Genomic DNA, 17,564 nt, shown 5'->3' with positions numbered 1-17,564 from the left:
ATGATTAAGCAAAAATGGATTTGGGTAATGGGCATACTTGCTGCAACAGTAACGCTGTTTCAGTTTTGTGTGCAAAGCAAAACACCTTTGGCACAAGATCCACGTGGAATTGCGTATGCAGGTGCTGAATCTTGTAAAAGTTGTCATGCAGCTATTGCCAGCACGTATGCTCAAACTGCCCATCATAATACCACCAGTCTTGCTAATGCAGTGAATATAAAAGGGAGCTTTGATGCAGATAGTAATCAGTTTTTGTACAATAAAGACTTAAAAGTCTTAATGGAGCAAGAACAAAATAAATTCTTTCAAACAGCATATGAGAATGGAATGCAAAAAGCAAGATTTCCATTCGATCTAGTGATTGGATCTGGTAGAAAAGCACAGAGTTTTTTGTATTGGCAAGGCACCAATGCTTATCAGTTGCCAATCAGTTATTCTGTAGTGGGGAACTGCTGGGTAAATAGCCCTAATTATCCAACAGATCATGTTCGTTTTGATCGAGTAATACCTATAGGATGTTTTGAGTGCCATAGTTCTTTTATAGAAAGAACGGGCATGAGAAACGAAAACGGCTATCGAATAGATGAAATGAATAAGCAGACGGTTATACTCGGTATTGACTGCGAGCGATGTCATGGCCCAGCAGCAGCGCATGTGGCTTACCAAAAGGAAAATCCAACCGATAAAAAAGCCAAGTACATTCATTCATTTGCCACAATTAGTAATGTACAACAAATTGAAAGCTGTGCAACCTGTCATTCAGGATTAAGAGAGCCCATTCGTTCCCCATTTTTGTTTAGACCAGGACATGCATTAAAGGATTTCTATCAACCAGATACAACCCAGCAAGTAGCTGAAAAATTAGATGTCCATGGCAATCAATATCAACTTCTATTAGCCAGTAAATGTTTTAAGGGATCTATGGAAACAATTACTTGTAGTTCTTGTCATAATCCGCATCAAACAGAAAGGAAAAATATGCAGTTGTTTTCTACCAAATGCATGAATTGCCATCAGCCAAATACGCCTCAGTTTTGTTCCTTCGAGCAAAAAGTTGGTCCAACCATTGTCAATAATTGTATTGATTGCCATATGCCAGCAAAGCCATCTGAATTAATCAAACTAGGTACCCAGCATAATTCAAAACAAATTGCGAATTTGGTACGATCGCATTTGATTGCAAAATATCCTGAAGCATCTCAACAGTTTTTACAATCAATTAAGCGTCAACAGCAATAGTTGATTTCTTTTTTACTGCATAGTATATCGGAATTCCTAATAAAGTGATAATTAAACCTGGCCAAGTAAAATTCGGTTTGAAAATAATCAGTAAAATACAAAAGCTTAGTCCCATCAATATATAAATTAAAGGAAGGATCGGATAACCAAAAGCTTTATAAGGTCTTATTGCATCAGGTCTTTTTTTGCGAAGTATAAATATACCTGCAATCGTAAGCATATAAAATCCAACTACTACAAATGAAATCATGTCTAATAGTTGGCCATATTTTCCGCTTAAACTCCAGCCACAAGCAACAATACATTGTAACCAAAGCGCATACGCTGGAACATTATTCTTATTGAGGGAGCCCGCTTTCTTGAAGAAGAGTTCATCTTTTGCCATGGTGTAGTATACCCGCGCACCAGCAAGAATAATCCCATTGTTGCATCCAAATGTAGAAATCATAATCATGATGGCAATTATAATGGTACCCGCTTCACCAAAGATGATATTTGCGGCAACTACCCCTACACGATCTTTATCTGCATGAGCAATGTCTTGTAAAGGCAGTAATGCTACGTAAGAAATATTTGTAAGTAAGTATATAACAGTAACTATTAAAGTGCCTAAGAATAAACTTAGCCCTATATTTCGTTGCGGGTTTTTAATTTCACCAGCAATAAACGTTACATTATTCCAAGAGTCACTGCTAAAAATTGAACCAACCATGGAAGCTGCAATGGCGCCCAAAGCTGCAAATAGGGTATAATTTCCAAAACTACCATCCGTATTCATTGGCCTGAGTTCCCAAGCATTTTGCCAATTGAGGTTCCATACTTCCTTGTTAAAGAAAAGAAGACCGAATAAAATGAGGCCAAATAAGCTTAATAGCTTAGCTATAGTAAAACTGGTCTGTATGATTTTCCCACTTTGAATTCCTCGTGTATTAATAAATGTAAGTGTTGCAATCACAACAATCGATAATAATTGAGCCCTAGAGATGGCTAAGAGACCCAAATCAATTGCTATAATATCTTCACTAAAAAAGGGGAATAGATAGGCCGTAAATTTTGCAAAAGCTACTGCCACAGCAGCAATAGTGGCTGTTTGAATCACAGAGAAAAAGCTCCACCCAAATAGAAATGCAATCAGCGAATTATACGATTCTTTCAAGTATACATACTGCCCACCTGCTTTTGGAAACATAGCACTTAACTCTCCATAACTCAATGCAGCAGCAACAGTCATGAATCCTGTTATTAGCCAAACTACCATTAGCCAACCTGTGCTTCCTACATTTCTAGTGATATCAGCACTTACAATAAAAATGCCCGACCCAATCATTGATCCAGCAACAATCATGGTAGCATCTAATAGTTTGAGCGAAGGTTTAAACTGTGTAGACTCTGACATAGTACAAGCTTATATTATTAATTAGTAAGATAAAGGTATAAGAGATTAGGCCGAATATTCCTTCCGTCTATAAAATGGTTAAAATATGTTTAGGATTAGTTAAAATATTCGGTAAGCTACTGAACTATTAAAAATAGTTTTAATTGTCATTTTGACTCTTATTAAAACGATTGCATTATGGAAAAGTTTCTAAAAAGTTTATTACTCTTTTTTCTCTTGGCGGTAAACAGTGTTTACGCTGGTTTTGAAAGAATGCCTGTAAATGGAATTCCCCCGCCTAAAACCGTTACTGGGGTAATATCTGATGCTGCATCAGGTGGCCCGCTACAAGGTGCCACCATATCTGTTAAGAATACGAATACCAATACCACTTCTGATGCAGATGGTAAATTTAGTATTGTAGTTCCATCAGATGATGCAGTGATAGATATATCTTATATAGGATATGTAACTCTTTCAATACCTGTTCGTGGACAAACGTCCATTACCGTAAAGCTGAACAAGGATATTAATAGCCTTGATGAAGTGGTTGTGGTAGGATATGGTACACAAAAGAAGGGGGACTTAACCAGTGCAGTTTCTAGTGTGAAGCAAGAAAATTTCGTCAAAGGATTTGTACGGGATGCAGCACAATTGATTCAGGGTAAAGTAGCAGGGTTGTCTGTATCTACTTCTTCAGGTTCTCCAACTGCAGGAACACAAATTCAATTAAGAGGGATTACCACTTTAAATGCGTCTACTGCCCCATTGATTTTGATAGATGGTGTCCCAGGTAATTTGAATTCAGTATCTCCAGAAGATATTGAATCGATGGACGTATTAAAAGATGGATCTGCAGCTGCTATTTATGGTACTAGAGGTACCAATGGCGTAATTTTAATTACGACCCGTAAAATACAAGGGGGTGGTAGATCGGTTGTAGAATACAATACCTATGGAAGTGTTCAAACAATTGCAAGACGTCCTCGTTTTTTAAACGCTGAAGAGTTTAGACAATTTGGTAGAGAGGGGCTTCCTTTTATTGATTATGGTTTAAATACCGATTGGTTTAAAGAAATTTCAAGACCAACCCCATTCAGCCAAACCCATAACCTTACTTTTCAAGGAGGCAATAGACAAACCAGCTATACAGCTAATATCAACTACCGTAACTGGGAAGGTATGTTCTTGAGATCGGTGAATCGTCAGTTAACCTTACGTGCAGATGTAAACCACAGTATGTTTGATGGTAAAGTAAAAGTGAATTTAAATGTCATCAGCCGTCAGCGTAATGATGATGGTGCTTTTAATAGTTATATCTATCGTCAATCAGTAATTAGAAACCCAACTGATAGTGTATACGATTATAGAGGACAATGGAAGGAAAGAAATATTTATTTCTATGATAATCCTTTGGCTTATTTGATGGAAACCAATGCAAGGAATGAGTTTCAAGAAACTCGTTTGTCAGGAAGTGTAACGGCTAATTTGGCAAGAGGATTAAATGCTAAATTATTAATGGCTAGCGTTACAACCGAATCATTATCTGGTTTTGCTGAAACTAAGAAACATATATCAACTACCAAGAATGGTAGAAATGGAAATGCATCAAGAGGAACCAGCGCTACGAAAGATAATTTGATGGAGTTTACCTTAGACTACACCAAATCATTTGGGAAGCATCGCTTGGTTGCGTTAGCAGGGTATAGTTACCAAGACTTTTTTGATGAAGCTTTTTCAGTATCCAACTGGGATTTTCCAACCGATCAATATTCATACAATAGACTACAGGCAGGTAATGCACTCGGCCGTGGAGAAGCGTCTATGAGTAGTGCTGCTGAATCAAGCAAACTAATTGGATTCTTTGGTAGGGTTAATTACAATTTTGCCGATAAGTATTTAGTATCCGCAAGTGTGCGTAGAGAAGGTTCTTCAAAATTTGGTGCGAATCATAAATGGGGAACATTCCCCGCTATTTCAGCAGCATGGCGAGTTAAGAATGAACCATTCTTACGCAATGTAAAGTTCATAACCGACTTAAAAGTGAGAGCAGGATTTGGTATCACTGGTATTGCTCCTTCAGCAGCTTATTTGTCTCAAACCAGTTTGAATTATGGAACCCGTTTCTTGGATAATGGTGTTTGGATTCAATCATTATCACCCGTGCGTAACCCTAATCCAGATTTGAGATGGGAAAGAAAAGAAGAGACCAATTTTGGTATCGACTTATCTGTATTAGATGGAAGGTTAAGCACAACCATTGATATCTATAAGCGTACCACAAAAGATATGTTGTACAATTATAGTGTGCCAGTTCCACCGTATTTATTCAATAGTATTTTGGCCAACGTAGGGGTAATGGAAAATAAAGGAGTAGAAGTGTTGATTAACTATAATGCCATCCAAAAGAAAGACTTCTCTTGGGAAACTAGCATCAACTTCTCTACTAACTCTAACAAATTAGTTTCGCTTTCTAATAATCAATTTAGAACAACTGCGAACTTTTTTACTGCTGGAGGAACAGGAGAACCAGTGCAAGATTACACACATAGAGTAGATATTGGTGGTCCTATTGGAAACTTCCATGGATATAAATCAGTAGATATTGATGCAAACGGATTGTGGATCATTATGGGTGCAGATGGTAAGCCAAAACCATACACACAAGCACGTCAAGAAGATAAGCAAATTTTAGGAAATGGATTACCTAGGTATTATGGGGGATGGAACAATACCATTCGATATAAAAATTGGGATTTAAGTGTATTAATGCGTGGTGCATTTGATTTCCAAATTTTGAACTTCCAACGCATGTTCTACGAAAATTCACAACCACAGATTTTGGGTAATTACAATGTATTGAAATCTGCTTTTGATAATGTGTATGGTAAAACCAGATTAAAGAATCCACAGGCCTATGTTAGCTATTATGTTGAAAATGGCGACTACTGGAAAATAGATAATATCACCCTTGGATACAATGTAAATATGAAGGGTAACAAATATATTAAATCACTCCGCTTATATGCGTCTGGTTTGAATATGTTTACCATCACTGGTTATAAAGGAATAGATCCTGAAGTAAACAGAAGTGGTTTGGCGCCAGGTAATGATGAACGGGATAAATTCCCTACTACCAGAACATTTACATTGGGTGCATTGGTAACATTATAATTTGAAAAACGAAACGATAAATCATGAAAACATATTTTAATAATAAATGGTTCTTAACAGCAGCGCTAGCCGGCACCATGCTATTCAACGGATGTACCAAGTTGGATGAAGAAGTTTATTCTGAAGTGCTTGCGCAAAACTTTCAGGCAACTGCCAATGATGTACCTGCATTAATTGCGCCAGTGTATACTGTGTTGCGTGCAAATACCGCCAGCTGGCAAGCATTATTTGATTTGCAGGAAGAGGCCGCTGATCAAATTGTTACACCAGCAAGACCAAACGGTTGGGTAGATGGCGGAACGTATAGAAGAATGCATGAGCATGTTTGGACTCCAACACAAGGACAACCCAATGGATTATACAATCGTTGTTACACTGGAATCAATAATGCCAACAGGGTATTATTTCAAATTGAATCAGGTCAAATTCCGGTTAGTAGTGGTAAAGAAGCCATCATTGCAGAGTTAAAAGCGGCAAGGGCTTACTATTATTATTTGTTACTCGACAACCATGGGAATGTACCAGTGGTAACGGATTTCAAAGATACTAGTTTGCCAGTACAAAGAACCCGTCAGCAAGTTTATGATTTTGTTGTAAAAGAATTTACCGATGCCATTCCCAACTTGTCTCCAGTGGTTTCAAAAGCAACTTACGGTAGAATGACAAGATGGGCAGCAAAAGCATTTTTAGCACGTGTTTATTTAAATGCCGAAGTATATACTGGAACTGCACAATGGGCAAAATGTATTCAAGAGTGTAATGATATTATTGCGTCTAACCAATATATTTTAACACCAACCTATAGAGAAAACTTTACTTCTACCAATGATAATTCTAAGGAGATGGTTTTTGCAGTTCCTTATGATGAAATTTTTGCAACGGAGAGTAATATTCACATGAAAACATTAGATCCATTAATGCAATTGGTTTATCCAATGCAGGTTCAGCCATGGGGCGGAAACTGTGCAGTACCGCAGTGGATAGATACATATGATCCAGATGATCGCAGATTAAGAGATACATGGATTATGGGACCACAATACAATGCAACAACAGGTGCAATGGTAATCAATTATGTAAAAACGGTAACAAGTATTGCATCTAGCACCAATAGCCAAGGATTCCGAATTGGTAAATATGAAATAAAAGCAGGTATGCGTGGAGGCTCAAGTGTAGACTTCCCATTGATGCGCTATGCAGATGTATTAATGATGAAAGCAGAGTCATTATTACGCACTGGTAATGCAGCAGAAGCAGCAACCATTGTTACCCAAGTAAGAGCTAGAAATTTTGCGGCTAATCCTGCAAAAGCAACTGTAACAGGAGCACAATTGCAACAAGGAAGTAGTTATCCTTATGGTGAATGGGCCAATGGAGCACAAACTACATTTGAAGGAGGAGCAGATATCCCATTTGGAAGAATGTTAGATGAGTTAGGATGGGAGTTTGCAGCAGAAGCAAAGCGTCGTCAAGACTTGATTCGTTTTGGCGTATTTCATAGAAAGAGTTGGTTCTCCCATAAGCCATCAGCAACATTCCGTAATATATTTCCTATACCAGCAAATTCATTGTTGGTTAATCCCAACTTAAAACAAAATACTGGTTATTAGATTTCTCTTTTAGTTTATAGGTCTTAAGCAATGGCAAAGCCTGCAAAATTCTTGTAGGTTTTGCCGTTTTAAAAAATCAAAGATGAAAAAAAGTCCATTCAACATTCCATTCTTATTCCATTTTTTATTTGTAGTTGGATTAATGCCGTCGTTAATGGCACAGCCATCCAATTTCAGTAAACCCAACTTGGCGCTGATTGCAAAAGTGAGTTCAAGTAGAGGAGGCTTTGGGTTGAATGGATTAAATGATCAACAAACCCCTGTGAATACAGGAAACAATCGCATAGGAGGCGGAGGCAATAATCGTCCCCAGCCCCGTGCAAATATTTGGGTACAATACGAATGGGAAGAACCTATAACAACATCAGAATTAGGACTCTATTGGTGGAACTTTAATAATAATATTAGACTACCAGAAAATTATCGGATTTCTTATTGGAATGGGAATGCATTTGTTCCTGTAGAAAATATTCAAGGAATGGGCAAAGAGAATAAACAATTCAATATGTCCTCATTCAAAGAAATCACGACGACTCGTATGCGAATAGATTTAGATTCTGCAGATAGAGGAGTGAGTACTTTATTAGAATGGGTGGTAACAAAATCACCTAATTCACCTAATACCAATCCATTGGTAAATGCGGGTATTGATCGAGATGTAATCATCAGCGGTAAAACATATTTAGATGCAACGGTAAAATCTGTTACACCAGTTACCAAGATTGAATGGAAAAAAGTTTCAGGTCCAGGCAATGTACAGTTTAGTGATCCATCTTCATTAAAAGCAACTGCCAACTTTTCTGCAGAAGGCAACTATGTCTTGGCCTTAAGTGCAACAGAAGGCTCACAAACAAAGTCATCTACCATCAGCGTAAAAGTACATCAGCCACCACCAGCCAATCGTTTAGATGTGGTGTATACTAAAAAATACAAGATTGATAATAAGCTATGGAACGATCGGGCTAAAGCTTTAATTGTTAATTGGATTCCCTATTGTATAGCACAAAATGAGCGAACCGATTTAACCAGTGGACAAGGAGGAATTGACAATTTTATAGAAGCGGCAAAAGCCATTAAAGGACAGCCATTTCAACGCCACAAAGGATATGTATTCTCAAATGCATGGGTGCATCAAACAGTAGAGTCTATTTGTATTGCATTAATGGTAGATCCACAAGGAGACCAGGAAATAATTGCAGCACAAGCAAAAATGAAGGAAGCATTAGAAAGATGGATTCCTATCATTTTAGCTGCACAAGAATCAGATGGATATTTACACACTGCCTATACCTTACGTGATACCACTCGTTGGAAAAATCGTTGGGATCCAAGGAATAGAAGCGATCATGAAGGATATGTTGCAGGATATTTTATAGAGTCTGCAATCAACCATTACACGTTAACAAACGGAAAAGACAAGCGCTTGTATGATGCAGCTAAAAAACTAGCCGATTGTTGGGTTAACAATATTGGAACTGGTCCAGGGCAGAAAGTATGGTACGATGGTCACCAAGAAATGGAACAAGCATTGGTACGTTTTGGCCGTTTTGTAAATGATATGGAAGGAAACAAAAGAGGCGATAGTTATGTTAAGCTCGCTAAATTTTTATTAGATAGTAGAAAAGATGGATCAGAGTACGATCAAAGTCATGTACCGGTTCAACAACAATATGAAGCCGTAGGTCATGCGGTTAGGGCAACGTATAATTACTCTGCCATGGCAGATGTAGCAGCAGAAACAGGTGATACAGATTACCAAAGTGCAGTCATGTCTCTTTGGAATAATTTGACCAATAAAAAATATTATTTCACTGGAGGAATTGGCAGTGGCGAAACTTCTGAAGGATTTGGGCCCAATTACTCATTGCGCAACAATGCTTATTGTGAATCATGTTCAAGTGCAGGATTAATTTTTTTCCAATATAAAATGAACTTGGCTTATCACGATGCAAAGTATGCAGACCTTTATGAAGAAACCATGTACAATGCATTATTAGGATCCATAGATTTAGATGGTAAAAATTTCTATTATACCAATCGTTTGTCAGAAGCACAACCCAGAGATCCTTGGCATGTATGCCCATGTTGTGTAGGAAATATTCCACGCACATTGTTGATGATGCCTACTTGGACCTATGTTACAGGACCTAAAGCCTTGTACGTAAATATGTATGTAGGAAGTACTATAAACGTAGAAAAGTTTGCAGGCACCGAAGTTGAAATGGTGCAGAAAACCAATTATCCATGGGAGGGATCGGTGAATATTACGGTAAATCCGAAGCAAGCAAAGGAGTTTGCTATTTATGTTCGTGTGCCCAATAGAACTACGAGTGAATTGTACACACCTGATAAAGAAGTGAAAGGATTGAAGTACCTTAAAGTAAATGGAAAGAATGTACCTATCCAAATGGATAAAGGATATGCCGTTATCAAACGTGTTTGGAAAAAGGGGGATCAAATAGCTTTAGAAATGCCAATGGAAGTACAAAAATTTAATGCAGATAAAAGAATAGAAGCCAATATTGGTAGAATGGCATTGCGTTACGGCCCATTGGTATACAATGTAGAAACAGTGGATAATCAAGATATCAATAAAGCAGTGGATGCAAGTAAACCATTTACAACTGAGTGGAGGGATAATTTCTTAAGAGGCATGATGATCATAAAAGGATCATGGGAAGACGGAACCCCATTAATAGCAATCCCTAACTATGCAAGAACGAATCGCTTAGACGGTAAAATGCCTGCAGCAGTAACTACAACTTTGCCCACTGAAGCGAATGAACCACCCCAGCGTATTCAAAATAGACCTGTATCTTCAGCAGTATGGATAAAAGAAAAAAATAAATAAAGATGAGTGTAAGCAAATTAATTCCCCGAATTCTATTAACCGTTTCCTTTTTAATAATTGGTTTTGCGAACATCAAAGCGCAGAACGGAGATCAAATTTTAGATGGTATTGGAGAAACTGCATTAATTGCTCGATACCAATTAAATGGAGATATCAAAGATTGGTCAAGGAATAATTTACATGCTAAATATGGCGGGATAGAAGCCCCATTTGTAAATGATAGCCGATTTGGAAAAGTATTGTTACTGAATGGGGAATCAAGTGCATACTTAAAAATTCCAGCAGAATCTTTCCACGATATAGAGTCGCTAAGTATTGCAGGCTGGATTAATTTGCGATCAAATACAGCAGGACAAACTTTTTTTATCATCGGGAAAGAAAATGCAACACCTATTTTTTCTTCAACTATTCCAGTCGTTATAGAAAATAAATGGGCACATATTGCAGTTGTATTTGATGTTGCTGCAAAAACAGTACAAAATTTTATTGATGGAAGACCTACGGGAGAACCAGTAGCTTTAACACCTGCTGTGATTCAAATGTTGGGAACAGCGGAAAGTAATCAACAACAAATCTTTATAGGCAAAGCAGTAGCAGGTAGCACTAACCTGAATGGCTTATTAGCTGATTTAAGGGTGTATCGAGTTCCTTTGAATAGAAGACAAGTAGTTGGTATTTTTAGTAGTGCAAAAGGAAGTAGCGTAAATGCTGGTGCAGTGAATACCAGAAGGGTAGAAGAAGAATTACCCAAGTTTGCTGCTGATCAACCACAATTATACAATGTTTATTTAGAAGAGGTTTCAGATATAGTAGTTGAAACCGAAGTAGGAATATTGCCTCGATTTCCTAGTTATGTAGATGGCAAATATAAAAATGGAATAAAAGGTCCAAAAGTAAGAGTGGTATGGCCTGCAGATGTAGATAACAAAGCAGTATTACAATTGGGGCAATACACTGTAACAGGTAAAGTAGCCGGCACCAACTTCAAGCCAAAAGCTGTTGTGACTGTTAAACCACCAACAAAACCTAAACTCCCTACTCCACAATTAAAAGCATTTGCTTTAAATCAGGTAACATTAAAATCGGATGCACTGGGCAATGAAACCAAGTTTATTCAAAACCGAGATAAGTTTGTACGCACATTGGTGAAGACCGATCCCAATTCATTCTTGTTTATGTTCAGACATGCATTTGGACAACCACAACCAGAAGGAGCAAAGCCATTGGGGTCATGGGATAGCAGAGATACCAAATTACGTGGGCATGCAACCGGCCACTATTTAACGGCCATTGCCCAAGCTTATGCAAGTACCAGTTATGATCAATACTTGCAAAATGATTTTGCTCAAAAAATGACTTATATGGTAGATGCGTTGTATAATCTATCGCAGTTATCAGGTAATCCAGCCACACCAGGCGGTCCTTCTGTAGCTGATCCTAAAATGGTCCCAACTGGTCCGGGAAAAACAGACTATGATTCAGACTTAAGTGATGCTGGAATAAGAAACGATTATTGGAATTGGGGCAAAGGATTCATCAGTGCGTATCCTCCTGATCAATTTATTATGCTCGAAAAAGGCGCAAAATATGGTGGACAAAAAAATCAAGTATGGGCACCTTATTATACCCTGCATAAAATATTAGCTGGTTTGATGGATGTGTATGAAGTGAGTGGAAATATAAAAGCACTCGAGATTGCAACCAATATGGGGGATTGGGTACATGCAAGATTGAGTCAACTTCCGAAAGACACGTTGATTAAAATCTGGAATACCTATATCGCGGGCGAATATGGTGGAATGAATGAAACCATGGCCAGATTGTATCAAATGACTGGCCAAAAAAATTATTTAGAAACAGCAAAATTATTTGATAACGTTCGAGTGTTTTTTGGTGATACCGATCATTCACACGGCTTAGCCAAAAATGTAGATTTGTTCAGGGGCTTACATGCCAATCAACATATACCACAAGTCATTGGAAGTGTGGAAATGTACAAAGCATCGAAAGATCCAGCATACTATAAAATAGCAGACAATTTTTGGTATAAAATTGTGAACGATTACATGTACAGTATTGGTGGAGTAGCTGGCGCACGTAACCCAGCGAATGCGGAATGTTTTCTTGCACAACCAGGTACATTGTACGAAAACGGTTTATCTGCCGGGGGGCAGAATGAAACTTGTGCAACGTACAATATGCTTAAGCTAACCAGTGATTTATTTCAGTTTGAGCAGCGTGGAGAATTGATGGATTATTATGAGCGTAGTTTGTACAACCATATATTGGCATCAGTAGCAGAAAACAATCCCGCCAATACTTACCATGTTCCCTTAAGACCAGGCGCCATTAAGCAATTTGGAAACCCGAATATGACTGGCTTTACCTGTTGTAATGGAACCGCCATTGAAAGTAATACCAAGTTGCAGAATACGATTTATTTTAAGCGCAATAACAACCAAGCATTGTATGTGAATTTGTTTGTGCCTTCTACTTTAAATTGGACAGAGAAAAAAATAGTAGTAGAACAAACCACAAATTTCCCTAAGGAAGATGAAACCAAATTGACCATTAATGGAAATGGAAAATTTGATGTGCATATTCGCGTACCCAATTGGGCAACCAAGGGTTACACGGTGAAAATAAATGGGAAAGAAGCCAATGTAAAAGCCATACCAGGCACCTATATTCAGTTGAGCCGTAATTGGAAAAGCGGCGATATCATTGAAGTAAAAATGCCTTTTCAATTTCATTTAGATCCATTGATGGATCAACAGAATATTGCTAGTTTATTTTATGGCCCTATTTTATTAGCAGCACAAGAAACAGAAGCTAGAAAAGAGTGGAGAAAAGTAACACTAGATGCACAAGATATCAGCAAGTCTATTACGGGTGATCCAAAGCAATTACAATTTAATATTGGCGATATTGTATTTAAGCCATTTTACGATACTTATGGCCGTCATTCGGTTTATTTAGACGTGCAATTAAAATAAGCTTACAGTTGTTTATTGGTAGGGGAAGTGCTTTAAAAGTGCTTCCCTTTTTTATCTCTCGAATAATCTGGTAAAGTGATTCTCTAAATGCGAACGCATACCATTTCTAAATTCTTCTGGGGTACCATTTTCTAAAAAGTCTACCAACTCTTTGTGCGATACGAACATCTTCAACATAGGTTGCTTTTTTAATAACCCACTGTTGTGTACATAATCAAAAACAGGTAAAAGCATTTTCTGAAAACGCTTCAAAGTAGCATTCCCAGTGATTTCGTAGAGCTTGCCATGAAATGCAATCTCGTGCTCAATATTAAATAAATGGTATTGGGTAGCAGGCGGTTCGTCTGCCACAATTTGTCTTAAAGCGGCTATATCTTCTTTGGTAATTCGATGAAACAATAAATCGGCCATCCCAATTTCTAAGACCAATCGTATTTCAAAAATTTCTTTCAAGGTTTCAGGCGCAAGAATATGTGGATTCATACTCTTACTCATCATGCCAAAAATATCCGGACTCGTAATAACAGATCCTTTCTTCTTTTTTGATTCAATCAAGCCCATTAAACGCAAACGCGTTAATGCTTCTCTAATAACTGTTCTACTTACCCCCAGTGTTTCCGCTAATTCAATTTCCTTAGGAATAATATCTCCTACCGAAAGTTTCCTTTTTTGTAGCAGGTCTACCAGGCTTTCTTCTACTTTGTCAACCAATGAACTAGTATCCATTGGCTTCATTTCGGATCTGAGTAAGTCTAAATTCATCCAGATTATGTATTACTTAATATTTAACAACTGTAAAGTTACCAAAAATGAAGCTAATTTTCAACTAACTCGTAACTCACTAGTAACCAATATATTATAAAATTGTTAAAATTTATTTGGAAATTAAAACTAAAGATTATTATTTTTATGTCATACATAATACAAAAACTAAATTGCTCACCATGAATTTAAACCGCTTAAAACTCTGTGTAGTAGCCTTGTTTACAATGCTCTCCACTGCGGTACTAGCCCAAACCAAAAAAATCTCAGGTACTATCCTGAACGATGAGGCAAAACCGCTTTCAGGTGTTTCTATTACCATCAAGGGTAAGAAAACCGGAACCCAAACCAATGCACAAGGTGTATACACCATTGAAGCAGCAGAAGGAAATACATTGGTGTTTTCAATGCTTGGATTTGCTTCTCGTGAAATAGTGGTTGGATCAAGTGCTATTGTAGATTTAACACTTGCTACCGCTGTTAGTGAATTAGAAGATGTGGTAGTAACAGGGTATGGTTCACAAAAAAGAAAGGAATTAACTGGCGCTGTTGTAACGGTTAATCCCAAGGCATTTGAACATAGCCCAACAACCAACGTTGCTACTGTACTTCAAGGTAATACACCCGGTTTACGAATTCAGCAACGTACAGGTCAGCCAGGTACTACTCCGTCTATTACATTTAGAGGTGGTACAGAGTTTGGCGGAGGCGGTACTCCATTATTCATTGTAGACGGAGTAATTGTTCCGTCATTATATGGTTTAGATATCAATGATGTTGCAAGCATCGATTTATTAAAAGATGCGGCAACTACTGCAATCTATGGAGCAAGAGCTGCCAATGGTGTAGTATTGGTTTCTACTAAGAAAGGTAAAAAAGGAAGAGCACAAGTAACTTACTCATACAATAATACCACCAACTTTATTCGTAAAAATCCATCAGAGTACTTAAGTGCTGCTGATTATATCCGAATGAATCGTTTGGGTTTACAAGCTCGTTTTAGAGGAGACTCTTTAGACAATAATGCGGGTGCCATGACAACCGATCGTAACCAATTATTAGGTGCATGGGGATGGGCAGTGAACTCAGGATGGAGATCAGATGTTGGTTTATACACGACCCAATTATTAAACAACCAGAATCGTTTTTTATTGAATGATAATAGATGGCGTTTATTGGTAGATCCTAATCCATTTGCACCTGGTACCATGGATAGCCTTATTTTCACTGATATCAGTGCAAGGGAAAGAGAGCTGATGATTTTACAGCAGAACAATACCAGTGAACACAATGTCAATTTTTCTGGTGCAAACGATCAAGGCAACTATGCTTTGTCTTTAGGATCTGTAAGAGACAATGGTATGATCATTGGTTCTCAATTGAAGCGATTGAACATGAACTTCAATGGTGGATTGAATATTGGAGAGCGCTTAAAAGTAACCACCAATATTAGTGCATACAATGTAGAGCAAGCATTGCCTTACGGTGGATTTGGTGGAGTAGATCCAGAAGGTGGCGCGGCAGGTGGATTGCTACAGCGCTTTGTGGGAGTGGCTCCTACTGTTCGATACACCAATTATGCTACGGGTGAAATTCTGCCTGGTCCTAATGATGTTACATTAGGTAACCCAGCATACTGGAGTAACTTAACAGTAAACAATACTAATCAACAACGTTTCTTAGGTGGAATTAATTTAGAGTATACTATTCTTCCTTACTTAAAAGTATTGGCAAGCGGTTCTGGATATTATCAGTATACCAATAATAATTTCTTCACCAAAGCTTTCCAACAAGGAAATGGTGGAGCAATGAATACCAATAGGGCTGCAAGTTATAATACCACCAAAACAATGCAGTACACTACCAATGCATTTTTACAATTCAGTAAAAGATTTAAAGAACATAATGTAACAGCCTTAGCTGGGGTAGAATTTTATGATTATAAAAACTATGTTACATCAGGATTTGCACAAGGTGCACCAACCGATTTAATTCCTTGGTTAACTGCAGCAACACCTCCTAACGTACAAGGAACAACCATCGTTAACCCGGCAGGCGCTTCTTCTAACTTTGATCAGTGGGAAAGAATTGCCTCTTCTATTGCACGTTTGAACTATTCATACATGAATCGTTACTTATTAACAGCGGTAGTAAGGGTGGATGGATCAAGCCGTTTGAAAAAAGGAAATTACTATGGTACTTTCCCAGGGGTTTCTTTGGGATGGAATTTGCACGAAGAAGCATTTTACAAGAACACTACTTTGTCTAAATACATCAATAGAATTAAGCCAAGATTGAGTTATGGCGTAAATGGTAACGTAAGTTCGTTGGGCTTCTTTGCAACTTCACAGATATATAATAATGCAGGAACTTACAATGGATTCGGAGGAACATTTGTAGGAAACTATATTAATTCTGATGTAAGATGGGAGCGTACCAATAGCTTAAACTTTGGATTAGATGCAGGATTCTTTAATGAGAGAGTTACCTTAACCGCAGACTATTTTGTAAGAAATGTATTTGACAAATTAGCTGGATTAAATATTTCTTCACAAACAGGATTTGGAAGTTTTACAACCAACTTAGGTCAATTGCAAAATAGAGGTATTGAATTAGCAGTGAATGCAAAAATCATTGAACCTAAAACAAATGGTGGATTTGAATTGTCTGTGGGTGCTAACTATTTCCATGTAAAAAGTTTCGCAAAGAAATTACCATTTAATGGATTAGAAGGGAATAGAACCAGTGGTTTCTTTGTATGGGATAAAAATAATCCAGGCAAACAAATTTATGTAGGTGGCTTAGTAGAAGGTCAACGAATTGGTTTAGATGAAGTATGGGCACCAAAATGGAATGGTATTTACACCGATCCATCAACTATTGCAAGAGATGCCAATGTATTCAATGCATTCTTGCCATACAATAATAAGCGTATTAAACAATTAGGCGATGCACAATGGCACCAAGTAAATCCAAATGATACGATTGACAACCGTCAGTTTGTTTATGTAGGAAGAACAACTCCACAACATATGGGTGGATTCAATATTGCCAGCTCATTCAAAGGCATTCGTTTATATGCACAGTTTGATTATGCATTTGGATTTGTGATTTTGAACAATCAAATCGTTAGAGGATTAAGTCAGGTACAAGGTTCGCAGAACTCAACTACCGATGTATTAAAAACATGGACACCAGCTAATCCAACTGCTACCATGCCAAGATACTATTGGGCAAACCAAGGAAGAAACTATGCAACAGATGCAAGTGGTAATAATCCTGCAGCCAATTTATGGGAGAAAGGTGATTATGTTATGTTAAGAGAATTAACCCTTGCATACGATTTGCCAACTACTGTTATCAGTAAATACTTAGCCAATAGAGTAAAGGGATTAAGCGTTAACGTAACTGGTTCTAACTTATTCTACTTATCTGGTTACAGCGGCAATTTCCCTGAAGTAGGTGGAGTAGACCAAGGTAAATTTCCTTTACCAAGAAGATTAACCATTGGCGTAAGAGTAACCCTTTAATGGATTGTTCAACTTAAAAATGAAACG

8 protein-coding genes are annotated in these 17,564 nt (G+C 37.7%); 6 read left to right on the top strand and 2 right to left on the bottom strand.

Features of this window, described 5'->3' with window-relative positions; translation table 11 throughout:
- Complete coding sequence (locus ACTIEI_RS00350; RefSeq protein ID WP_439504285.1) at positions 1 to 1,239, top strand: multiheme c-type cytochrome; 1,239 nt, start codon at positions 1 to 3, stop codon at positions 1,237 to 1,239.
- Here ACTIEI_RS00350 and ACTIEI_RS00345 read toward each other — a convergent pair.
- A complete protein-coding gene (locus ACTIEI_RS00345; protein WP_439504284.1) occupies positions 1,220 to 2,635 on the bottom strand; it encodes an APC family permease in 1,416 nt (471 codons plus the stop codon). The two genes, ACTIEI_RS00350 and ACTIEI_RS00345, sit on opposite strands and share 20 nt — an antisense overlap.
- Before the next feature lie 177 nt (positions 2,636 to 2,812).
- Between ACTIEI_RS00345 and ACTIEI_RS00340 the strand changes: the two genes are divergently transcribed.
- From ACTIEI_RS00340 to ACTIEI_RS00325, 4 genes are all read left to right on the top strand, one after another.
- On the top strand, positions 2,813 to 5,788 hold the full coding sequence (locus tag ACTIEI_RS00340) for a SusC/RagA family TonB-linked outer membrane protein (protein WP_439504283.1): 2,976 nt from the start codon (positions 2,813 to 2,815) through the stop codon (positions 5,786 to 5,788).
- A 23-nt stretch (positions 5,789 to 5,811) separates the two neighbouring features.
- Positions 5,812 to 7,398, top strand: a complete 1,587-nt coding sequence (locus ACTIEI_RS00335) for a RagB/SusD family nutrient uptake outer membrane protein (RefSeq protein WP_439504282.1) — start codon at positions 5,812 to 5,814, stop codon at positions 7,396 to 7,398.
- A gap of 82 nt (positions 7,399 to 7,480) precedes the next feature.
- Positions 7,481 to 10,249, top strand: coding sequence for a glycoside hydrolase family 127 protein (locus ACTIEI_RS00330; RefSeq protein WP_439504281.1), 2,769 nt, complete (start codon positions 7,481 to 7,483; stop codon positions 10,247 to 10,249).
- A 2-nt stretch (positions 10,250 to 10,251) separates the two neighbouring features.
- Positions 10,252 to 13,245, top strand: a complete 2,994-nt coding sequence (locus ACTIEI_RS00325; protein ID WP_439504280.1) for a beta-L-arabinofuranosidase domain-containing protein — start codon at positions 10,252 to 10,254, stop codon at positions 13,243 to 13,245.
- 51 nt (positions 13,246 to 13,296) lie between these two features.
- Here ACTIEI_RS00325 and ACTIEI_RS00320 read toward each other — a convergent pair whose 3' ends face one another.
- Positions 13,297 to 14,007, bottom strand: a complete 711-nt coding sequence (locus tag ACTIEI_RS00320; protein ID WP_439504279.1) for a FadR/GntR family transcriptional regulator — start codon at positions 14,005 to 14,007, stop codon at positions 13,297 to 13,299.
- 182 nt (positions 14,008 to 14,189) lie between these two features.
- Here ACTIEI_RS00320 and ACTIEI_RS00315 point away from each other — a divergent pair, with 182 nt between their 5' ends.
- On the top strand, positions 14,190 to 17,537 hold the full coding sequence (locus ACTIEI_RS00315) for a SusC/RagA family TonB-linked outer membrane protein (RefSeq protein WP_439504278.1): 3,348 nt from the start codon (positions 14,190 to 14,192) through the stop codon (positions 17,535 to 17,537).
- Positions 17,538 to 17,564: the final 27 nt, after the last annotated feature.

This window comes from Sediminibacterium sp., from assembly GCF_051860225.1.
In the GTDB taxonomy this organism is placed as follows: Bacteria; Bacteroidota; Bacteroidia; order Chitinophagales; family Chitinophagaceae; genus Sediminibacterium.
This window is presented reverse-complemented; position numbering and strand designations above follow the sequence as displayed.

Bases quoted from the DNA above. Each gene is read 5' to 3' on its own strand.
- ACTIEI_RS00335 (WP_439504282.1), top strand. From the start codon at position 5,812: ATGAAAACATATTTTAATAATAAATGGTTCTTAACAGCAGCGCTAGCC.
- ACTIEI_RS00330 (WP_439504281.1), top strand. From the start codon at position 7,481: ATGAAAAAAAGTCCATTCAACATTCCATTCTTATTCCATTTTTTATTT.
- ACTIEI_RS00350 (WP_439504285.1), top strand. From the start codon at position 1: ATGATTAAGCAAAAATGGATTTGGGTAATGGGCATACTTGCTGCAACA.
- ACTIEI_RS00345 (WP_439504284.1), bottom strand. From the start codon at position 2,635: ATGTCAGAGTCTACACAGTTTAAACCTTCGCTCAAACTATTAGATGCT.
- ACTIEI_RS00315 (WP_439504278.1), top strand. From the start codon at position 14,190: ATGAATTTAAACCGCTTAAAACTCTGTGTAGTAGCCTTGTTTACAATG.
- ACTIEI_RS00340 (WP_439504283.1), top strand. From the start codon at position 2,813: ATGGAAAAGTTTCTAAAAAGTTTATTACTCTTTTTTCTCTTGGCGGTA.
- ACTIEI_RS00320 (WP_439504279.1), bottom strand. From the start codon at position 14,007: ATGAATTTAGACTTACTCAGATCCGAAATGAAGCCAATGGATACTAGT.
- ACTIEI_RS00325 (WP_439504280.1), top strand. From the start codon at position 10,252: ATGAGTGTAAGCAAATTAATTCCCCGAATTCTATTAACCGTTTCCTTT.